Consider the following 20,381-nt stretch of genomic DNA (forward strand, 5'->3'; position numbering starts at 1 on the left):
AGGAAACCCGGGTCACACCGGAACCGCGGCCCGGGCCGATCTCCGGTAGCTGCCCGGCGCGTGACCGCGATCCCGCCGGAAGGCCCGGCTGAACGCGTACACCGAGGTGTAGCCGACCGAGCGGGCGACGGCCTCCAGCGCGTCGTCGGTGTCCCGGAGCCGGACCGCCGCGAGATCCATCCTCAGGCGCGTCAGGTAGCTCCCGAAGGACTCGCCGGCGACCGTGCGGAACCGGCGGGCGAGCGTGGTCCGCGACACCGCCAGCTCGGCCGCGAGCAGGTCGATCGTCCACGCCCGCGCCGGATCCTCGTGGAGCTTCGCGATCGCCGCGCCGACCAGCGGGTCGCACAACACGCCGAGCCAGGACCCGCGTGCCCCGGCCGGGTTCCGCGCCACCCACACCCGCAGCAACTGCACGAGCAGGATGTCGACCAGCCTGCTGAGCACGACCGCGGTGGCGAGCTGGGGACGCGCGAGCTCCCTGGCCAGCAGGCGGACGGTGTCGTCGAGGCAGCTGCCGCCGTTGTCCGCCCGGATGTGCACCACCTCCGGGAGCGAGGCGAGCACCTGGGTGGACACCGCCGGGTCGTACTCGTAGGAGGCGCTCAGGATGTGGGTCTGGACCTCGCCGGTGCCGAAGCGCAGCACGCCGCCGTCGGCCCTGGCCCGTTCCGCGGCGTCGCAGTCGCACGTGTCCGCCGGGGCGTCCGGCGCGCTGGTCAGGGTGTGCTCGGTCCCGGTCGGCAGCAGCACGACGTCCCCCGGCATCAGCTGCGCGGGCGGGCGGCCGGGCACGCCCAGCCAGGCGGTGCCCGCCGTGACGGCGTAGAACCCGGCGCCGCCGATCCGGCTCCACGAGATGCCCCACGTGCCACCGGCGGCGATGCGCGCGCCGAGGACGCCGCGGACTCCCGCCACTTCGAGCGCGTCAGCCAGCACGTCCATGCGCTCAACAGTAGCAGCGGATGACACGATCGGATATGAATCTGGCTCTTTCGAGCATCGATCGGGTCGTCACGCACGCTTATGATCGACGTCGTGACCGACATCGACTTCGACGCGATGAACCGCGACGTCATCGCCCAGTTCCGCGCCAACGGCGGCAAGGCCGGCGGCATCTTCGAGGGCAGCCCGCTGGTCCTGGTGCACCACGTGGGTGCGAAATCCGGCATCGAGCGGATCGCCCCGCTGGTCTACTACCGCGAGGGCGACCGGATCTTCGTCTTCGCCAGCAAGGGCGGCGCCGACGAGAACCCCGCCTGGTACCACAACCTGGTGGCGAACCCGAAGACGACGATCGAGCTCGGCGACGAGACCTTCCCCGTGATCGCCCGCGTGCTGGAGGGCCCCGAGCGGGACGAGATCTACGCGAAGCAGTCCGCCGTGCAGCCCCAGTTCGCCGACTACCAGCGCAAGACCAGCCGGGTCATCCCGGTGATCGAGCTGGTGCGGGTCTGACGCGTCAGGGGAGGTAGAGGTCCCTCGTCCCCGCGTCGAGGGCCTCGGCCTCGCCACCCGTCCGCTCCGCGAGCCACGCGCCGAACGCGTCCCGGTCGGCCTCGGTGACCGCGACCGTCAGCGTGACGTCCGCGCCGTAGTCGATGTCCTGCAGCCGGTACGGCGAGTTGCGCAGGTCGTGTTCGAGGCGGCCGGCGACGTCGTGCGGCACGGCGATCAGCAGTTCGCGGTGCCGCACCCGGCGCAGCGTCCCGACGGCGTCCAGGGTTTCCGCCAGCGCGCCGGAGTAGGCGCGGACCAGGCCGCCCGCGCCGAGCTTGACCCCGCCGAACCACCGCGACACCACGGCGACGACGTCGGTCAGGTTGCGGCGCGCGAGCACCTCGAGCATCGGGACGCCCGCGGTGCCGGCGGGCTCGCCGTCGTCGTTGCTGCGGACGGTCATCTCACCGGTCTCCGGATCGCCGATCCGCAACGCCGTGCAGTGGTGGTTCGCGCCGGGCCCGGCCTTGCGCACCCGGGCGATCACCGCCGCGGCGGCCGCCACGTCATCGACCCGCGCGACGGTGCACACGAACCGGGACCGCTTGATCTCGACCTCGTGCTCCCCGTCGCGGGCGATCACACCGACCTCACCGTGCACCAGCCGATGCTATGCGGCGGGCAGCCGCACAGTGACGTCCAGCCCGCCGCCGGGGTTGGCGGCAGCCGTGAGCGTGCCGTCGTGGGCGAGCACCACGGCACGCACGATGGACAGGCCCAGCCCGGCTCCGCCGCGGCTGTTCTCACCACGCACGAACGGCTCCAGCAGGCGTTCCACGCGCTGGGCCGGCACGACGGCGCCGGTGTTGACCACACGCAGCACCACGCCGTCGGCACCGGCCCGGGTGGACACCGCCAGTGAGCCGCCCGGGTGGTTGTGGCGAACCGCGTTGCCGATCAGGTTGGCCACCATCCGCTCCAGCAGCACCGGCTCGCCACACAGCCAAGCGGGGTCCAAATCCCGCTCCACCTCGATGTCCTGAGCGGACAGTCCACTCGCGACACCGGCCAGCGACTCGGCGGCGAGCGCGGACAGGTCGAGCCGGCGGCGGTCGCCCGCGCCGGCCTGGCTGCGCGCCAGCGCCAGCAGCCCGTCGAGCGTGCGGCGGCTGTTCTCGGCCGCGTCCCGCACGTCCGCGGCCATCGTCAGCAATTCGGCGCGCGTGGGTTCGCCGTCGAGCGTCACGTCGACCGCGGTGCGGATCGTCGTCAGCGGGGTGCGCAGCTCGTGCGCGGCGTTCGCGCTGAACAGCCGCTGGCTCTCCAGCGCCCGGTCGCGGTCGGCCATCCCCCGCTGGATCCGGTCCAGCATTCCGTTGATCGTCTCGGCGAGCGCGGCCAGCTCGTCCCGCGGCGGGCGCACCGGCACCCGGTGCGACAGGTTCTCCGCGGACAGCCGCCGCGCGGTGGCCGAGATCGTGCGGATGGGCCGCAGCACCCGGCCGGCCACGAGCCAGGCGACCAGCGCGGCCACCGCGGTGACGGCCGCCAGCGCGATCCACCCCTGCCCCAGCAGCGTCGCGAGGGTGTCCTCGCGCACCTCGCGGGCGAGCACCTCCACGTCCAGGGGCGGCGGGCCCGATCCGGTGATCTGCACCAGGACCGCGCGCCGCCGCGTCAGCAGGTAGGTGACCACGGTCAGGACCGCGCCCGCGACCAGCACCAGCGCGGTGTAGACCAGGGTCAGCCTGCTGCGGGCGGACAGCCGCGCCGTCACGGCCGCAGCCGGTAGCCCGCGCCGGTGACGGTCTCGATCAGGGGCGGTTCGCCGAGCTTGCGGCGCAGGGTGCCGACGGTGATCCGCACCGCGTTGGTGAACGGGTCGGCGTGCTCGTCCCACACCTTGTCCAGCAGGGTCTCCGCGCTGACCACGGCGCCGTCGGCGGCCAGCAGCTGTTCGAGCACGCCGAACTCCTTGGGGGCCAGCGACAGCAGCCGCCCGCCGCGTTCCGCGGTGCGCCGGCCCGGGTCGAGGGTCACGTCACCGGCACGCAGCACCGGCGGCCGGGCGGGGGCGCTGCGCCGGGCCAGCGCGTGCACGCGGGCGACGAGCTCGGTGAACGCGAACGGTTTACCGAGGTAGTCGTCCGCGCCGAGGAAGAGCCCGTCGACCCGGTCGCTGACCGAGCCGGACGCGGTCAGCATGAGGATGCGCGCGCCACCGCGATCGGCGAGGCGGCGGCAGACCGTGTCGCCGTGCACGACCGGCAGGTCCCGGTCCAGCACCACGACGTCGTAGGGCGTGAGCTCGCACTTCTCCAGCGCGGTGCGCCCGTCCCCGGCGAGGTCGACGGCGAAGCCCTGCTTGCGCAGACCGGTGACGATGTAGCCGGCCAGGGGCTGTTCGTCCTCCACCAAGAGCACCCGCATGGCGCGAGTATCGCGGGCGGGACCTATGGATTCCGTATGGGACCGTTGCGCGGGTGGCTAGTCTCGTTCCGAGCGCGGGCCGCGCACGACCGCCGGAGCGCCACGATCCGAGGAGGTTCCGATGCCCGTCCTGGCCGATCTGCTGTCCGCGCTGCGGAGCAGCCGCGTCGAGGTCGTCGACCTGACCGCGCCGCTGTCGGAGAGCACGCCGGTGCTGCAGCTGCCGCCGCCCTTCGCCAACACCACCGGCTTCCGGCTGGAGGAGATCAGCCGCTACGACGACCGCGGCCCGCGCTGGTACTGGAACGACATCCACACCGGCGAGCACGTCGGCACGCACGTCGACGCGCCCAACCACTGGCTGTCCGGCAAGGACGGCCCCAGCGTCGACCAGATCCCGCTGCGCACGCTCATCGGGCCGGCCGCCGTGCTGGACATGTCGGCGCGGGTCGACGACGATCCCGACTTCCTGCTGGGCATCGACGACGTCCGGGACTGGGAACGCGAGCACGGGCCGCTGCCCGAGGGCGGCTGGCTGCTCTACCGGACCGGGTGGGACGCACGCTCCGGCGACCAGGACAGCTTCCTCAACGTCAGCGACGGCGCCTCGCACACCCCGGGCGTGTCGCCGGAGTGCGCGCAGTGGCTCGCCGAGGAAGCCCCGATCGCGGGGTTCGGCGTGGAGACCGTGGGCACCGACGCCGGCCGCGCCGCCGAGCTGGAGCCGATCTTCCCCTGCCACGACCGCCTGCTCGGCGCGGGCAAGTGCGGGCTGACCCAGCTGCGCAACCTCGCGCAGCTGCCGCCGACCGGCGCCCTGCTGGTGGTCTCGCCGCTGCCGATCGTCGGCGGGTCGGGCAGCCCGGCGCGCGTGTACGCGCTCGTGGAGCGGGCGTGATCGTCGCCGAGGCGGTCGGGCGGGTCCTGGCGGAGCTGGGCGCCGGTCCGGTGTTCGGCGTGGTGGGCAGCGGCAACTTCCACGTCACCAACGCGTTGCGGGCGGCCGGGGTCGCCTTCCACGCCACCCGCCACGAGGGCGGCGCGGCCACCGCCGCCGACGCGTGCGCGCGGATGAGCGGCCGGGTCGCGCTCGTGTCGACCCACCAGGGCTGCGGGCTGACCAACGCGGTCACCGGCATCGGCGAAGCGGCCAAGAGCCGCACCCCGCTGATCGTCCTCACCGCCGAGTCGCCCGCCGCCGATCCGCTCAACAACTTCCGCATCGACCAGGACGGGCTCGCCCGGGCGGTCGGCGCGGTCGCCGAGCGTGTGCACAGCCCGGAGACCGCGGTGGCCGACACGGTGCGCGCGTACCGGACCGCGCTGCACGAGCGCCGCACCGTAGTGCTGAACCTGCCGCTGGACGTGCAGGCCGAGCCCGCGCCGACGCTGGAAGCCATCGAGCCGGTGCCCGCCCCTCCCGCGCCGGAGCCCGATGCCGCCGCGGTGGCCGAGCTGGCCGAGCTGCTCGCCGCCGCGGAGCGGCCGGTGTTCATCGCCGGCCGGGGTGGCCGGGGCGCGGCCGCGGAGATCCGGGCGCTGGCCGACGCGTGCGGCGCGCTGCTCGCGACGTCCGCGGTGGCGCACGGCCTGTTCCACGGCGACCCGTGGGCGCTGGGCATCTCCGGCGGGTTCGCCTCCCCGCTGACCGCGGAGCTCGTCCGCGACGCCGATCTCGTCATCGGCTGGGGCTGCGCGCTCAACCGGTGGACCACCCGCCACGGCAAGCTGATCGGCCCCGGCGCCCGCCTCGCGCAGGTCGACCTGGAGGCGAGCGCGATCGGCGCGCACCGGCCGGTCGACCTCGGCGTGGTCGGCGACGCGGCGGTGACCGCCCGCGCGGTGCTCGCCGAGCTGGGTGACGGGAGAAAAGCCGGCTACCGCTCCCCCGCGCTGCGCGACCGGATCGCCGCGCGGGCCCGCTGGTCGGCGGCCGACTACCGCGACGAGTCGACCGCGGACCTGATCGACCCGCGCACGCTGTCCGCGGAGCTGGACCGGATCCTGCCCGCCGAGCGCGTGGTGTCGGTGGACTCGGGCAACTTCATGGGCTACCCCAGCGCGTTCCTGGACGTGCCGGACGAGTTCGGGTTCTGCTTCACCCAGGCCTTCCAGTCCATCGGGCTGGGGCTGGCGACCGCGATTGGCGCGGCGATCGCCCAGCCCGGACGGCTGCCCATCGCCGCCCTCGGCGACGGCGGTTTCCACATGGCGGCCCAGGAGCTCGACACGGCCGTGCGGCTGGGCCTGCCGCTGCTGGTGGTCGTCTACAACGACGCCGCCTACGGCGCGGAGGTGCACCACTTCACCGGCGACCACGCGACCGTCCGGTTCCCGCCGACCGACATCGCCGCGATCGGGCGCGGGTTCGGCTGCGCCGGGGTCACCGTCCGCACCGTCGCCGACCTGCGGCAGGTCTCCGCGTGGCTGGCCGGCCCGCGGGAGAAACCGCTGGTCGTGGACGCGAAGATCATCGACGACGGCGGGTCGTGGTGGCTGGCGGAGGCCTTCCACGGCCACTGACGTCCCGTGTCAGCGGCCGCGTCAGCGCGGTGGCGGTCCGGTGTCAGTGCAGCGGGCGATGGTGTTCCCATCAAGCCGCTCAGCAAGGAGAGACCGATGCAGAACTTCGCCACCACCGCCCCGATCGCCGCCGTCCTGACCGTCCCCGCCGGGCGCATCCACCTGGCCGCCGCGGACCGCGCCGACACGACCGTCGAGGTCGCCCCGGCCGACCCCGGCAAGAGCCGCGACGTGCAGCTGGCCGAACAGACCACCGTCACCTACGCCGACGGTGTGCTGCGGGTCGAGGCGCCGGAGCCCGGCAACCGGGTCTTCGGCCCGTCCGGTTCGGTGGCGGTCACCGTGCACCTACCCGCCGGCTCCCGCGTCGACGTCACCAGCAGCGCAGCCGAGCTCCGCGCCACCGGCCGCTTCGGCGACGTCACGGTGGACGGCGCCTACCGCGACATCCACCTCGACGAGGCCGCGACGCTGCGGCTCACCGCGACCGACGGTGACGTGGAGGTCGGCCGGGTCGGCGGCGCCACGAAGATCACCACCGCCCGCGGCGACATCCGCCTCACCGAGGCCGTCAGCGGCACCGTCGTGCTGCGCACGCAGGCGGGCGACATCACCGTCGGCGCGACGGCCGGTGTCTCGGCCACCCTGGACGCCGGCACCGACCACGGCCGGATCAGCAACGCGCTGAAGAACAACGGCAACCCGGAGCTGACCATCCGCGCCACCACCTCGCAGGGCGACATCGCCGCCCACAGCCTCTGACCGGAAGGGGCCGGCGCCACTGGGGCGCCGGCCCCTTCCAATCCGATGTGGACGGTCCGGCCGGTTACCGCGTCCGGGTGACCCCCTTTACAGGGTGTCCGATTTGTCCGATACTCGGTCCCGAGGGGAGTACTTCCCAAGGTCCCTGACCGGTCAGTACGGACACCCGGCGTGTCCCCGGCAGGGCGCCCGCGATGCGGGTGAAGGAGACCTCGAACGCTGACGGTGTTCGAGGAGGCCCCATGTCACACCAGTCCGCGGTCGCCGCTGCCGCGCCCGCGTCGTCGATCGGCAGCCCATGGTTGTGGGTGATCAGCATCGCGGTGCTGCTGGCCCTGCTGGCGGCCGATTTCCTCGTGACGCGGCGGCCGCACGAGGTGTCGCTGCGTGAGGCCGCCGGCTGGTCGGTGTTCTACCTGACGCTGCCGCTGGTGTTCGCCTTCTGGTTGTGGACCGCGTTCGGCGGCGCGCAGGCGCTGGAGTTCGCCACCGGGTTCGTCGTCGAGAAATCGCTTTCCGTCGACAACCTGTTCGTGTTCATGCTGCTGCTGGCGGCGTTCGCCGTGCCCGTCGAGGTGCAGCAACGGGTGCTGCTCTACGGCATCGTCGGCGCGCTGGTGCTGCGTGGCATCTTCATCGCCGCCGGCGCCGCGCTGTTGCAGGCAGGCACCTGGGCGTTCCTGGTGTTCGGCCTGATCCTGTTCGCCTCGGCGGTGAAGATCCTGCACGAGGCCCTCAGCGGACCGGAAACGGATCCCGACGTGTCGCGGATGCGCTCGGTCCGGCTGCTGCGCAGGCTGATGCCGGTCACCGACGACTACCGCGGCACGCGCCTGGTGGTCCGCGAGCGCGGACGGCGGGCGCTGACCCCGCTGACGCTCGTGGTGGTGGCCGTCTTCGCCACCGACGTGGTGTTCGCCGTCGACTCGGTGCCCGCGGTCTACGGCATCACCGAGGACCCGTACCTCGTCTTCACCACCAACGCGTTCGCCCTGCTCGGCCTGCGTGCGCTGTACTTCGTGCTGCACACCGCGCTGGCCAAACTCACCCACCTCAACCACGGGCTCGCCGTCATCCTGGCGTTCATCGGGGTCAAGCTGGTGCTGCACTGGGCGCACGAGGTGTGGCCCGCGGTGCCGACCATCCCCACCCCGGTCTCGCTGCTGGTCATCGTGCTGATCCTGGCGACCGTGACGGTGACCAGCCTGCGGTCCGGCAAGCGCGCCGCCGAGCGGAGTCCGTCATGACCGGCCTGCTGGTCGACGCGGCCCTGATCACGCTGCTCGTCCTCGCCGCGCTCGTCACGGTCCTGGTCCTGCTGGACGCGCGGCCGCCGCGCTGAGCCGCCGTCCGGTGCCACACTCACCGCATGGACGAGCGACGAGTGCGGTCCTGGGTCGACGGCTACGAGCGCGCGTGGCGGTCACCGGGCACCGGCGCCCTGGCGGAACTGTTCACCGACGACGCGACCTACCAGCAGTCCCCGTACCGCGAACCGGTGCGGGGACTGCCGGCCATCGCCGCGATGTGGGAGGCCGAGCGGACCGGCCCCGACGAGGACTTCCGGATGACCAGCGAACCGGTTGCCCTCGACGGGGACACCGCCGTCGTGCGGGTCGAGGTGACCTACGGCGAACCCACGCGACAGCAGTACCGGGACCTGTGGATCATCCGCTTCGCCGGGGACGGCCGGTGCCGGGCGTTCGAGGAGTGGCCGTTCTGGCCGGAGAAGTCCTACCGCCCGGACTGACCGGCCAGGTCGCGCAGCGTGTGGAGCAGCACGTGCGCCAGGTTGTAGATCACCGCGCCCGGCGGGGCCGCCGCGGCCTGCGCCGTGCCGCCCACGATGCTCACCATCGGCTTGCCCGCCCGCTCCGCCGCGTTCGCGACCTCCGCCATCGCCTGACGGACGCGGGGTTCGGCGGCACCACCGGTCAGGCCCATCGCCACCGACAGGTCCGCGGGACCCACCAGCACCGCGTCGACGCCCGGCACGTCCAGGATCTCCGGCGCCGCCGCGCACGCCTCCGGCGTCTCGATCATCGGCACGACCAGCGTGGTCTCCGCGGAGCGCGACAGGTGCTCGGCGATATCCCGGGCGCCGAACCGGCCTGCCCTGCTGTAGGTCGCGAAGCCGCGCTCGCCGAGCGGCGGGTAGTGCGCGGCCGCGACGACCGCCCTGGCCTGCTCCGCGGTGTCGACGTGCGGCACGATCACGCCATCCGCGCCCAGGTCGAGGACGCGCAGGACGAGTGCGGGCTCGGCCGCCCCGGCCCGGACCAGCACGCCCAGCCCGTGCGCCTGGGCCGCGACGACGTGCTGCTGCAGCGGCACCAGGTCGGCGGGCCCGTGTTCGCAGTCGAGCACGACGAAGTCGAGCCCGGCGACGCCGGCCATCTCGACGAGCGTTTCCGACGGCAGCCGCAGCAGGCCGCCGAGCAGCCGCTCCCCCGCCGCCAGGCGTTGTTTCAGCGTCCTCACCGCGCCACCATCCCCGCCGACAGGTCGATGTCCGCCGCACACAGCCCCGGCATCCGCAACATCGCCAGCACCCCGGCCGCCACCTCCGCCTCCGTCACCATCCGGCCCAACGCCGACCGCCCCACGAAAGCCCGCTCCGCCTCCTCGCAACTCACGCCGGTGCGCTCGGCCTCCAGCCGGAAGTTGCGTTCCATGCGCGGCCCGGCCACCGGCCCCGGCGACAACGAGTTCACCGCCACCCCGTGCGGCCCGACCTCGCCCGCGAGCGTGGCCGTCAGCCCGATCACCGCCATCTTCGACGCGCAGTACGGGGTGCGCCGCAGCAACGGCCGCTTCCCGCTCACCGACGCGATGTTCACGACGTCCCCCGCCCCGCGCGCGACCATCGGCGGCAGGAACGCCCGGCACACCAGGTACACGCCGCGGACGTTGACCGCGAACACCTCGTCCCACTCGTCCGGCTCGACCTCGGTCAGCGGCTTGACCGGCCCCGCGACGCCGGCGTTGTTGACGAGCACCGAGATCTCCTCGTCCGCCAGCTCCGCGGCCAGCGCGGCGACCGAGCCGGGGTCGGCCACGTCGCACACCGCCGCCCGCCCCGGCCCGGGCAGGGCGGCCACCGTCTCGTCCAAACTGGACCGCCGCCGCCCGGTCACCACGACTCGCGCGCCGGCCTCCGACAGCGCCACGGCGATCGCCCGGCCGAGGCCGTTGCCGCCGCCGGTGACCAGCGCGGTGCGCCCGCTCAGGCCGGGTTCCACGCCAGCTCCCCCCGCCGGAACCCGGCCGCGCGCACGTCGCCGGACCGCGCGTGGCCCTCGAACAGCTCGACCCGCGCCGCCCGGCCGCACACCTCGCCCAGCCGCTCGCTCGACTCGCTGCTGGTGACCTCCTGGTAGGTCACGGTCTTGAGGTACTTGCCGACCCACAGCCCGCCGGTGTACCTGGCCGCGCCGCGCGTCGGCAGGACGTGGTTCGTGCCGATCACCTTGTCCCCGAAGGACACGCAGGTGCCCGGGCCGAGGAACAACGCGCCGTAGTTCCGCATCTTCTCCAGCGCCTGCCGCGGCTGCGCGGTGAGCACCTGGACGTGCTCGGACGCGTAGGTGTCGGCCAGCGCGAACGCCTCGTCGACCGAGTCGACCACGTGGATCTCGCCGTGGTCGCGCCACGCCGGTTCGGCGAAGTCGCGGGTGGGCATGCCGGGCAGCAGCGCCTCGACGTGGTCGAGCACCTCCCGCGCGAGGTCCGCCGAGGTGGTGATCAGCACCGCGGGCGAGTCCGGCCCGTGCTCGGCCTGCGACAGCAGGTCCACCGCGACGACGAACGGGTCGGCGGTGTGGTCGGCGATCACCAGCACCTCGGTCGGCCCGGCGAACAGGTCGATGCCGACCTCGCCGAACAGCTGCCGCTTGGCCTCCGCGACGTAGGCGTTGCCGGGTCCGGCGATCAGGTCGACGCGCCCGATGGTCTCGGTGCCGACCGCCAGCGCGGCCACCGCCTGCACCCCGCCGAGCAGGTAGATCTCGTCAGCGCCCGCCAAGTGCATGGCGGCGACGGTGGCGTCGGGCACCTCGCCGCGGATCGGCGGCGTGCACGCGGCCACCCGCGGCACCCCGGCGACCTTCGCGGTCACGATGGTCATGTGCGCGGACGCGGTGAGCGGGTACCGGCCGCCGGGGACGTACGCGCCCGCCGCGGCGACCGGCACGTGCTTCTGTCCCAAGTGGACCCCGGGCAGGGTCTCGACCTCGAACTCGCGCATCGAGTCCCGCTGGTGCCGGGCGAAGGTGCGCACCTGGTCCTGCACGAACCGGATGTCGTCCAGCACCTGGGCCGGAACGCGGGCGACGATCTCCTCGATCCGCTCCGGGGAGAGCCGGAACGACTCCGGCGACCACGAGTCGAACTTCGCCGAGTACTCCCGGACCGCGGCGTCGCCGCGGTCCCGGATGTCGGCGATGATCCCGCGGACGCGGTCGGCGACGTCGTCCCGCTGGGCGGCGACCTGCTCGGCGGGGACGGCGGATTTCAGGACCTTGGGCATCGGAACTCCTTCGGTAGGCCGCGCAGCCAGTCGCGCAGCAGGGTGGTCGTGGTGTCCGGGGCTTCGAGCGTCAGCAGGTGCCCGGCCCCGGGGATGACGTGGCAGGTGGCGTCCCGCGCGTGCGCGGCGATCTTGTGGTGGAAGGCAGGCGGGCAGAGCGCGTCGCGTTCGCCGCACAGCACCAGGACCGGGCAGGACAGCGTCGCGATCGCGGCGTGGGCGTCGCGCCGGGTGGCTTGCGCGGCGAGCTGGGACCGGAACACGGCGGGCCCGACGCGACCGGCCATGCCGAGAAACCGTTGACGCAGCACGGGATCCGGCTCGGCGAACATGGTCGGCAGGATCCGGGCGACGGCCGCCTCGAACCCGCCGTCGGCGGTGAGCCGGTCGAGCTCCGCCCAGCCCGCCAGCTGCTCCCGCCGCGGCGCGCCCGCGTTGGTCGCCATGGCGCAGAACCCGGCCAGCCGCCCTGGCGCGCGCCGGGCGACCTCGAACCCGGCGATCGCGCCCAGGCTCAGCCCGGCGAGCACGAACGGGCCGTCGACCGCGGCGAGGATCTGCTCGGCCATGCCGCCGATGTCCGGCGCGGTGATCTCCGCGTGCACGACCGGCGACGGCACGTCGACATCGGCCCACAGGTCCGCGTCGCACAGCATGCCGGGTACGAGCACCACCGGCGGCGCCGTCACCGCCCGGCCGGCCGCGGCAGCAGGTGGTAGGGCGCGAGGTAGCCATTGTGGTCCACGCCCACCCCGGCGTCGGCGGCCGCCTTGACGACCTCGTCGTCCCACTCCAGGCGCACGCGCCCGTCCCCGCTGTTGACGACGAGCAGGCTGGCCGTCGAGTCGGACACGTTGCGGATGCTGCGCCACGCCCCGCGCGGCACGGACAGCATGTCCCACGGGCCCAGCCGCACGCTCACCTCGTCGTGCCGGTTGAGCGTCACCTCCCACTCGCCGTCCTTCACCATCAGGACCTGCGTCTCGTCGTGGCGGTGCAGCAGCACGCCCTCGCCCGGCTCCGCCCGCAGCCATGCCACGTTGTGCCCGTGCGGCTGGTAGACGCGTGGTTCCTGGTCGCGGTCCTCGGTCATGCCGAACCCGATCACCGCGGCCAGTTCGGCGCGCCCGCCGGGCAGGACGCTGCCCAGCAGAGCCCGCGAGGACCACCGCAGGTCGCCGGCGGTGGCCACCCGCCGGCGCATCCGGCCGGCGTCGTAGGAGGGCAGTGCGGCGATGTCCTCGGCGGCCATCGGCCGGACCAGCTCGGCCGGGTCGGGCACCTCGTCGCCGGCGACGGTGTCGACGAGCCGGTTGTCCGCGGTCAGGTACAGGCCGTGGCCCTCGGCCTCGCGCAGCACCGACGGGCCCCAGATGATGCCGCCGGTGTCGTCGTGGCCGAGCACGGTGAACAGCCAGCCGTCGTCGGGGCCGATGTTGGTGAACCCGCGGAAGATCCACGTCGGGATCGAGGCGATGTCGCCCTCGCGGAGCACCAGTTCGCCCTCGTCGCCGTCGGCGCCCCAGCGGAGCAGGAACTCGCCGCGGAAGCACAGGAACACCTCGGCCGTGAAGTGCAGGTGCAGGTTGTTGGTGATGCCGTGCGGCATCGCCGCGGCACCGATGTTGAACCCGTGCGGCTCGCGCAGGTTCACCACCTGGTTCGGGTTCTGCGTCACCCCCGGGCCGATCATCGAGTAGTTCTCCTTGCGGTCCGAACCCGGGGTCCGGCAGTCGATGAACGCCTGGTTGCAGGACACGAAGTCGGCCCGCCGGATCGTCCGGCGCCGCAGCTCCTCCGCCGTGACCCGCCCCTCGCCGTTGACCATGACACCCTCCGCAACGTTGTTGTTAATACGTATGCATGCCACCATCCCCGCGGTTGCCTGTCAAGGGGTCGATTCGGCTAGGATGCGTATGCACAGGGCCGGACCGGGGAGGGCGCCGATGTCGATCACGAGCCATGACGTGGCCCGGCTCGCCGGGGTCTCCCAGCCGACGGTCTCGCGGGCGCTGCGCGGCGACCACCGGGTCTCCGCGGCCACCCGGGAACGGGTGCGCGAAGCGGCCGAAGCGCTCGGGTACGTACCCAGCGAGGCGGGCCGGAGCCTGTCCACGCGCTCGACCCGCCGCATCGGCGTGGTCGTCACCGACCTGACCAACCCCTTCTACCCGCACCTGATCGGCCCCCTGCACGACACGCTCGAACGGCACGGCTACCGGATGATGCTGTTCACCGAGCGCAGCGAAACCGCGCTGGAGACCGAGCGGCTGCTGGACCGCTCCATCGACGGCGTCGTGCTCACCACGGCGGTCATCGGCTCCGCCCTGCCCGCCGAGCTGACCCGGCGCGGGCTGCCGTTCGTGTTCCTCAACCGGGAGACCGGCAACGACAAGGCCGACGCCGCGGTGGTGGACAACGAGGCGGGCGGGCGGCTCGTCGCCGAGGAGATCGTGCGGCTCGGCCACACCGACGTCGCCCTGATCGGCGGGCCCGCGGAGACCACCACCGGGCGGGACCGCGAACTGGGGTTCCGGGTGGGCCTGTCGGAGGCCGGGGTCGGCCTGCCGCGGCACCGCGTGCGGCGCGGGCCGTTCGACTACGGCACCGGCTACCAGGGCCTGCTCGACCTGATGGCCGGGGACTCCCGTCCCAGCGCGGTCTTCTGCGGCAACGACGTGATCGCGATCGGCGCGATGAACGCCGCGCGCCGCCTGGGGATCGACGTGCCCGGCGACCTGACCGTCATCGGGTTCGACGACCTGCCGATGGCGTCCTGGGAGACGTTCGACCTCACCACGGTCCGCCACGACCTCGACGGGATGGCCCAGGCGGCCGCGGACCTGCTGGTCGAACGCATCTCCGGCAGCGCGGAGGAGGCGCCGCGCCGCGTGACGTTCGCCCCGGAGCTGGTGCCGCGGGGGACGCACGCGGCGCGGTGACCCTCACGCCTCCGTGGTCCGCCGCTGTTCCGCCGCGGCCCAGGCCGCCGGGGTGAGCGCGCCGCCGTAGAGCGGCATCGGGATCGGCTCGTCGCCCTCCCGCAGCTGGTCCCACACGCGGGTGACGCCGAAGCTGCCGTGCCGCCGCACGGCGGTCACCGCGTCCAGGTCGACCACGGCGGTGAGCACCCCGGCGGCCGCGCCGGGCAACTCGGCGAGCACCTGCCCCTCCGGCCCGGCCAGCACCGAGTGCCCGAGACCGGTCGGGCCGGCCGCGTTGACGCTCGCGACGAACACCTGGTTGACGATCGCGTTGGCGCGGGCGAGCACGATCTCCTGGGCGCGGTCGGCGGTGTCGGTGCGCACCACGTTGAGCACCAGCTCCGCGCCCAGCCACGCCAGGTGCCGGGTGACCTCGGGGAACCAGGCGTCGTAGCAGACGGACAGCCCGACGCGGCCGACGCCCGGGATGGCGAACACGACGAACTCGCGGCCCGGCCGGAACGGCTCGTGCGGGCGCCACGGGAACACCTTGCGGTAGGCGGCGGCCAGCTCACCCTCCGGCGAATACACCACCGCCGTGTCGTAGACGTGCCCGTCGTCCCCGAGCTCGGCGACGCTGCCCGGGCACAGCCACACGCCGAGGTCCCCGGCCAGCTCGGCGAAGCACCGGTGCCGTGGCCCGGTCAGTGGTTCCACGCTGTCCATTGTGTCCAATTCGGACTCGCCCGTGACGTGCAGTTCCGGGTAGGCCAGCAGCCGGGTGCCCGGGAACCGCCGCATCGTGGCCGTGGCGTGCGCGGCGAGCCCGTCGAGATCGGTGCGACCCGGGACCTGGGCGAGCGCGAGGGTGAGCGGCCGTCCCATCAGGCCTCCTGCAATGCCAGCCGCTGCGTGCGCAGGGTGGCGGTGGCGCGGTGGGCCGCCATGCCCTCCGAAGCGGAGATCACCTCGACGGCGCCGGCGAGCGCGGGCGTGGCCTCGCGGGCGACCCGCTGGTAGGTCAGCGGGCGGAGGAACCGGGACACCGACAACCCGGCGCCGTGCCGGGCGCCGCCCGCGGTGGGCAGCACGTGGTTGGTCCCGGCCATGCCCTTGTCGGAGTAGGCGACGGTGCTCCACGGCCCGAGGAACAGCGAGCCGTAGGCGGTCAGGTGCTCGTGGTACCAGCCGTCGTCGGCGGTCTGGATCTCCAGGTGCTCCGGCGCGAGGTCGTCCATCAGCGCCGCCGCGGTCTCCCGGTCGGCGGCCACGGTGATCGAACCGTGGTCGCGCCAGGCCGGGCCCGCGATCGGCGCGGTGGCCAGCGTCGCGAGCTGGCGGTCGATCTCGGCGGACACCTGGGCGGCCAGGTCGGCGTTCGTCGTGATCAGCGCCGCGGGCGAGTCCGGGCCGTGCTCGGCCTGGCCGAGCAGGTCGGCGGCGACGAGCTCGGGATCCGCGGTCTCGTCGGCGATCACGGCCACTTCGGACGGTCCGGCGAGCAGGTCGATCGCGACCGTGCCGAACAGCTGGCGCTTCGCCTCGGCCACGAACGCGTTGCCCGCGCCGACGAGCATGTCTGCCGGCGCGTCCCCGACGAGCCCGTAGGCCATCGAGGCGAGCGCCTGCACCCCGCCCAGCAGGAAGACCCGGTCCACACCGGACACGTACGCGGCGTAGAGCACGGCGGGGTTGGGGCCGCCGTCCGGCTGCGGCGGGGTGCACGCGACGACCGACGGGACCCCGGCGGCCTTGGCGACGTTGACGGTCATGAACGCGCTCGCGGTCAGCGGGAACCGGCCCGCCGGGAGGTAGGCGCCGACGCGCTGCACCGGAACGTAGCGGTACCCGGCGACCAGGCCCGGTTCGAGCTCGACCTCCAGATCCTTCAGCGCGTCCCGGGACGCCTTGGCGAACGCCGCGGTGCGGGCGGCGCCGAGTTCGATGGCCGCGCGCAGGTCGCCGGGCAGCGCGTCGCCGCTGCGGCGCATCTCCTCGCGGGAGATCTCCAGCGGCCTGCCGTCGTAGCCGTCGAGTTCGGCGGCGTAGCGGGTGACGGCGTCGAGTCCCTCGGCGCGGATCCGGTCGAGCATGCGGGTCACGGTGTCGATGACGCCCGCGTCGCGCTGAGCCGGGGCGCCCCCGGCCGCGGGCTCCTTGACGACGGTGAACCGGCCGGCGAAGCGGCGCTGGGTGGCTTCGGTGAAGTACATACCCGGAAAGCTAGTTCCACACCGGACACAGGACCACCTTGTCTTCCGTTGGGACACCTATAGGATTTCCTTGTGACTCTGACGCAGCTGCGCGCGCTCGTCGCGGCGGCCGAACTCGGCTCGTTCACGGCGGCAGGCGCCGCGCTCGGCTACACCCAGGCGGCGATTTCGGAATTGGTGCGCAGGCTGGAGGAGGAGTGCGGGCTGCAGCTCTTCCACCGCGGCGGGCGGCGGCTGACGCTCACACCCGCGGGCGCGCAACTGCTGCCGCACGCGCAACAGACGGTGAGCGCGGCGCGCAACGCCGAGGACACGGTGAAGGCGGTGCGCGGGCTGACCGGCGGCGTGGCCTCGTTCGGCCTGTTCCGCAATGCCGACTTCTACCTGCTGGCCGAGCTCGGCGAGCGGTTCGCCGCCGCGCACCCGGACGTGCGGGTCCGGCTGGTCGGGGTCAACGCCGCGCTCGTCGCCGAGGCGGTCGCGGCCGGGGACCTGGAGGCGGGCATCGTCGTCCTGCCGGTCACCCCGGCCGGGCTGGAGATCACGCCGCTCGCCCGCGACGAGGTGCTCTACGTGTCGGCGGATCCCGACCACGTCGCGGCACCGGTGGACATCGAGACGATGGCGCGGCGGCGCCTCGTCCTCTACGACGCGCACGTGGGGCAGGCCGACCCGGACCGGCTGCAGCTGACCGAGCGGGCCCAGGTCGCCGGGGTGCGGATCGAGCCGTTCATCGAGGTCGAGCAGGCCCAGGCGGCACTGCACCTGGTCGCCCGCGGGCTCGGCGACACGTTCCTGTCCCGCGCGGTGGCCGAACGGCTCGTGCGCACCGAGGGCCTGCGCCTGCACACCACGACCTTCGACCCGCCGCTGCACAACACGTTCGCCCTCGTCCGGCGGGAGCACAGCAGGCTCTCCCCCGCCACCGACGAACTCGCCCGACTCGCGGTGGACCTGCTGATGCGCAACGACATGCTCGAACACCGGCGGCCCCTCCCGGCACGGGAGGAGCCGCCGGTGTCCTGAGTGGACTCAGCGGGCGAACTTGTCCGCGGCGAGCTCGCTGCGGTAGGTCTCCGTCATGAAGAAGGTGATCACCACCAGCGCCAGCACCGCGGCCACCGCGAGGTAGACCCACACGGCGTAGATCGTGCCGAACGTCGACACCAGCAGCGTCGCGACGAACGGCGTGATGCCCATGAAGATCGAGAACGAGCTGTTGTAGGCGATCGAGCTGGCGCTGAACCGGGTGCGGGTCGCGAACAGCTCCGCCGCGCACACCGTGACGATGCCGGTCAGGAAGAACTCCGGGATGATGTAGATCAGCTGGCTCACCACCGCGGCGCCGAACGTGCCGTGCTGGCCCACCCAGAACGCCAGCGGCACCAGCACGATGCACGCCACCGCGCCGGTGATCAGCATCGGCTTGCGCCCGATCCGGTCGGAGATCGCGCCGGCGACGGGCAGCAGCGGGATCAGCACGGCGACCGAGATCATGTTGGACAGCCACGCGGCCGACTTGGACAGCCCGAGCGTGTCGGACAGGTACTCCGGGTAGAAGGTGACCCAGGTGTAGGACAGGATCGCCAGCATGATCGAAGCGCCGCAGAACACCAGGATCGGCCGCCACTGGGAGCGCAGGGCCTCGCGGAACGGCGCCGCGACGACGTTGGTGCCGTGCTCGGTCGCGGCGACGAACTCCGGGGTCTCCTCGATCCGGCTGCGCAGCCAGACCCCGATCAGGCACAGCGGCAGCACCGCCAGGAACGGGATCCGCCAGCCCCAGCTGTGCAGCGCCTCGTCCGTGAACACCGCGCTCATCAGCGCGGCCACCCCGGCTCCGGCGAGGATGCCCAGGAAGCAGCTGTTGGAGGCGAACGAGGTGTAGAACCCGCGACGGCGCGGCTCGGCCCACTCGACCACGAACGCGACGGCGCCGACGTACTCGCCGCCGGCCACCATGCCCTGCACCACGCGCAGCAGCAACAGGATCAGCGGCGCGGCCAGCCCGATCTGGCCGTAGGTTGGCAGGACGCCGATCGCGGCCGTGGAGATGCCCATGAACACCACGGTCCACAGCAGGACCTTCTTGCGCCCGAACCGGTCGCCCCACCTGCCGAGCAGGGTCCCGCCGAGCGGGCGGACCAGGCAGGCGATCGCGATCACCGCGTACGCACTGAGCACGCTCGCGGTGTGGTCGCTCGCCGGGAAGAACGACGAGGCGAGGACGGGTGCCATGTAGCCGTACAACCCGTAGTCGAACTGTTCGACGAAGTTGCCGATGCTGCCGGCGATGATCGTGCGCCGGATCGTCTTCCGACGTCCGGGCGCGTCCGTGGACGCGGCTGTGGTCGGCGCGACGGTGGACATGACACCTCCATTGTGCCACAACGGCTGAGCCGTTTGCATACGTATGGACTGCAACATAGGTGGGCGAAGCAAAGCGGTCAAGACGCAGATCACAGCCGCTTGTTCGCTCTTGCCGACGATCATGCATACGGATACAGTCGGCGTGCCCCGGCCCAGCCACGGAAAGGACGACGCCATGCCCCTCGATCCGGTCGCCTACCAGCCCTACGAGGACCCGGACGACTTCATCCGCGAGGTCACCGACCGGATCTGGGTCCAGCGCGATATCTCCTACATCACCGACAACTACGAGCCGGACTCGATCGTCCACGGTGGCCTCGGCACGGTCGTCGGCAGGGACGGCGTGATCGAAGGCAGCCTGATGCGGATCGCGCAGGTGCCGCAGCACGTGGGCCAGGCCGAGGACGTGGTGTGGGAGGCCCGCGGCGACGACGCGTTCCTCAGCTCGCACCTCGTCTTCTCCGCGGACACGCACATCGTGAACGGCGTCGAGGTGCCGATCCGCAAGCGCACCATCGCCAACTGCCTCTACCGGCGCGGGCGGATGGTCGAGGAATGGGTAGTGCGGGACGACCTCGCCGACTGCCTGCAGCTCGGGCTGGACCCGGCCGAGGTCGCGCGCGGCTTGCGGTTCCGCGGGTACGAGGGCTCGATGACCAAGCCGGCGCCGGCGGACGTCCTGACCGCGGGCGACAGCGGCCCGCGCCCGGACGACCACCGGCCCGAGTGCGAGATGGTGCTGGAGTTCATCGAGGAGGTGTGGAACGCGCGGCGGCTGCACAAGGTCACCGACTTCATGCCGCGCGACCTGTTCCTGCACACGATCGGCGACCGGACGGTCCTGCGCCCCGACGGGTACCAGCGAGACCTGCTCACCCAGATCGCGCCGTTCCCCGACGCGCGGTTCGAGGTGCGCGACATCCAGACGAACTACGCGGAGCGCTACGCCGGGCTGCGCATCGCCGTGCTGTGGGTGATGAAGGGCTCCTACCGGGGCGTGCCGGAGTTCGGCCCGCTGACCGGCCAGCCGGTGGACCTGCTCGGGGTGTCGCAGTTCCTGGTCCAGGGCGGCCGCATCACCCGCGAGATCCGCGTGTTCGACCAGATCGCGCTGCGGGCGCAGATCAACAGCCACGAGAGCTCGTTCACGGACACGAACATCTACTGACGCGCCGCGCCCCGGCACCCATC

Annotated in this window: 21 protein-coding genes; 9 read left to right on the plus strand and 12 right to left on the minus strand. The window is 73.0% G+C overall.

The features are described from left to right. Nucleotides 1-12 precede the first annotated feature (12 nt). Complete coding sequence (locus tag ABZ215_RS02700) at nt 13-945, minus strand: AraC family transcriptional regulator (protein WP_354947274.1); 933 nt, start codon at nt 943-945, stop codon at nt 13-15. A 93-nt stretch (nt 946-1,038) separates the two neighbouring features. Between ABZ215_RS02700 and ABZ215_RS02705 the strand changes: the two genes are divergently transcribed. Then, the gene (locus tag ABZ215_RS02705; protein ID WP_354947276.1) at nt 1,039-1,458 is read left to right on the plus strand and encodes a nitroreductase family deazaflavin-dependent oxidoreductase; all 420 of its coding nucleotides are present in this window, start codon (nt 1,039-1,041) and stop codon (nt 1,456-1,458) included. A 4-nt stretch (nt 1,459-1,462) separates the two neighbouring features. Here the strand turns inward: ABZ215_RS02705 and ABZ215_RS02710 are convergent, their stop codons facing one another. From ABZ215_RS02710 to ABZ215_RS02720, 3 genes are read right to left on the minus strand one after another with little or no spacing between them, the layout of a single operon-like run. Beyond that, complete coding sequence (locus tag ABZ215_RS02710) at nt 1,463-2,101, minus strand: YigZ family protein (protein WP_354947278.1); 639 nt, start codon at nt 2,099-2,101, stop codon at nt 1,463-1,465. 9 nt (nt 2,102-2,110) lie between these two features. Beyond that, nucleotides 2,111-3,217: a HAMP domain-containing sensor histidine kinase gene (locus tag ABZ215_RS02715; protein WP_237335454.1), complete on the minus strand. Its 1,107-nt coding sequence runs from the start codon at nt 3,215-3,217 to the stop codon at nt 2,111-2,113. After that, nucleotides 3,214-3,870, minus strand: coding sequence for a response regulator transcription factor (locus ABZ215_RS02720; RefSeq protein ID WP_237335453.1), 657 nt, complete (start codon nt 3,868-3,870; stop codon nt 3,214-3,216). Before ABZ215_RS02720 ends, ABZ215_RS02715 begins: the two co-directional genes overlap by 4 nt. 121 nt (nt 3,871-3,991) lie before the next feature. Between ABZ215_RS02720 and ABZ215_RS02725 the strand changes: the two genes are divergently transcribed. From ABZ215_RS02725 to ABZ215_RS02745, 5 genes are all read left to right on the plus strand, one after another. Continuing rightward, on the plus strand, nt 3,992-4,768 hold the full coding sequence (locus ABZ215_RS02725; RefSeq protein WP_020419269.1) for a cyclase family protein: 777 nt from the start codon (nt 3,992-3,994) through the stop codon (nt 4,766-4,768). Beyond that, entirely contained in the window at nt 4,765-6,393 is a 1,629-nt protein-coding gene (locus ABZ215_RS02730) for a thiamine pyrophosphate-binding protein (protein ID WP_354947281.1), read from the plus strand. Before ABZ215_RS02725 ends, ABZ215_RS02730 begins: the two co-directional genes overlap by 4 nt. A gap of 96 nt (nt 6,394-6,489) precedes the next feature. Further along, nucleotides 6,490-7,155 (plus strand): DUF4097 family beta strand repeat-containing protein, encoded by a 666-nt coding sequence (locus tag ABZ215_RS02735; RefSeq protein WP_354947283.1) that lies wholly within the window; start codon nt 6,490-6,492, stop codon nt 7,153-7,155. A 242-nt stretch (nt 7,156-7,397) separates the two neighbouring features. Continuing rightward, entirely contained in the window at nt 7,398-8,402 is a 1,005-nt protein-coding gene (locus tag ABZ215_RS02740; RefSeq protein WP_237335450.1) for a TerC/Alx family metal homeostasis membrane protein, read from the plus strand. Nucleotides 8,403-8,524: 122 nt separating this feature from the next. Next, nucleotides 8,525-8,905, plus strand: a complete 381-nt coding sequence (locus ABZ215_RS02745; RefSeq protein ID WP_354947285.1) for a nuclear transport factor 2 family protein — start codon at nt 8,525-8,527, stop codon at nt 8,903-8,905. Here ABZ215_RS02745 and ABZ215_RS02750 read toward each other — a convergent pair. From ABZ215_RS02750 to ABZ215_RS02770, 5 genes are read right to left on the minus strand one after another with little or no spacing between them, the layout of a single operon-like run. Next, nucleotides 8,890-9,636: an aldolase/citrate lyase family protein gene (locus ABZ215_RS02750; RefSeq protein ID WP_237335448.1), complete on the minus strand. Its 747-nt coding sequence runs from the start codon at nt 9,634-9,636 to the stop codon at nt 8,890-8,892. The two genes, ABZ215_RS02745 and ABZ215_RS02750, sit on opposite strands and share 16 nt — an antisense overlap. After that, entirely contained in the window at nt 9,633-10,397 is a 765-nt protein-coding gene (locus ABZ215_RS02755; protein WP_237335447.1) for an SDR family NAD(P)-dependent oxidoreductase, read from the minus strand. Before ABZ215_RS02755 ends, ABZ215_RS02750 begins: the two co-directional genes overlap by 4 nt. Next, nucleotides 10,382-11,683 (minus strand): histidinol dehydrogenase, encoded by a 1,302-nt coding sequence (gene hisD, locus ABZ215_RS02760; protein WP_354947288.1) that lies wholly within the window; start codon nt 11,681-11,683, stop codon nt 10,382-10,384. Before hisD (ABZ215_RS02760) ends, ABZ215_RS02755 begins: the two co-directional genes overlap by 16 nt. After that, nucleotides 11,668-12,474 (minus strand): alpha/beta hydrolase, encoded by an 807-nt coding sequence (locus ABZ215_RS02765; protein WP_345074543.1) that lies wholly within the window; start codon nt 12,472-12,474, stop codon nt 11,668-11,670. Before ABZ215_RS02765 ends, hisD (ABZ215_RS02760) begins: the two co-directional genes overlap by 16 nt. Beyond that, a complete protein-coding gene (locus ABZ215_RS02770; RefSeq protein ID WP_020419259.1) occupies nt 12,369-13,511 on the minus strand; it encodes a cupin domain-containing protein in 1,143 nt (380 codons plus the stop codon). Before ABZ215_RS02770 ends, ABZ215_RS02765 begins: the two co-directional genes overlap by 106 nt. A gap of 118 nt (nt 13,512-13,629) precedes the next feature. Between ABZ215_RS02770 and ABZ215_RS02775 the strand changes: the two genes are divergently transcribed. Further along, nucleotides 13,630-14,625 (plus strand): LacI family DNA-binding transcriptional regulator, encoded by a 996-nt coding sequence (locus ABZ215_RS02775; RefSeq protein WP_020419258.1) that lies wholly within the window; start codon nt 13,630-13,632, stop codon nt 14,623-14,625. Nucleotides 14,626-14,628: 3 nt separating this feature from the next. On the opposite strand, the gene ABZ215_RS02780 is transcribed toward ABZ215_RS02775, so the two are convergent. Next, nucleotides 14,629-15,492, minus strand: coding sequence for a carbon-nitrogen hydrolase family protein (locus ABZ215_RS02780; RefSeq protein WP_354947290.1), 864 nt, complete (start codon nt 15,490-15,492; stop codon nt 14,629-14,631). Beyond that, the gene (gene hisD, locus ABZ215_RS02785; protein ID WP_354711508.1) at nt 15,492-16,820 is read right to left on the minus strand and encodes a histidinol dehydrogenase; all 1,329 of its coding nucleotides are present in this window, start codon (nt 16,818-16,820) and stop codon (nt 15,492-15,494) included. Before hisD (ABZ215_RS02785) ends, ABZ215_RS02780 begins: the two co-directional genes overlap by 1 nt. A 72-nt stretch (nt 16,821-16,892) precedes the next feature. Here hisD (ABZ215_RS02785) and ABZ215_RS02790 point away from each other — a divergent pair, with 72 nt between their 5' ends. Then, nucleotides 16,893-17,846 carry a LysR family transcriptional regulator gene (locus ABZ215_RS02790; RefSeq protein ID WP_354947292.1) on the plus strand — a complete coding sequence of 318 codons (954 nt, stop codon included), beginning with the start codon at nt 16,893-16,895 and terminating at the stop codon, nt 17,844-17,846. Between the two features lie 6 nt (nt 17,847-17,852). On the opposite strand, the gene ABZ215_RS02795 is transcribed toward ABZ215_RS02790, so the two are convergent. Then, the gene (locus ABZ215_RS02795) at nt 17,853-19,190 is read right to left on the minus strand and encodes an MFS transporter (RefSeq protein ID WP_020419254.1); all 1,338 of its coding nucleotides are present in this window, start codon (nt 19,188-19,190) and stop codon (nt 17,853-17,855) included. A 175-nt stretch (nt 19,191-19,365) separates the two neighbouring features. On the opposite strand from ABZ215_RS02795, the gene ABZ215_RS02800 reads away from it, so the two are divergent. Next, nucleotides 19,366-20,358 (plus strand): ester cyclase, encoded by a 993-nt coding sequence (locus ABZ215_RS02800; protein WP_354947294.1) that lies wholly within the window; start codon nt 19,366-19,368, stop codon nt 20,356-20,358. The last annotated feature ends 23 nt before the right edge of the window (nt 20,359-20,381 follow it).

The sequence above is a fragment of the Amycolatopsis sp. NPDC006131 genome, from assembly GCF_040614175.1.
Taxonomy (GTDB): Bacteria; Actinomycetota; Actinomycetes; order Mycobacteriales; family Pseudonocardiaceae; genus Amycolatopsis_E; species Amycolatopsis_E tucumanensis.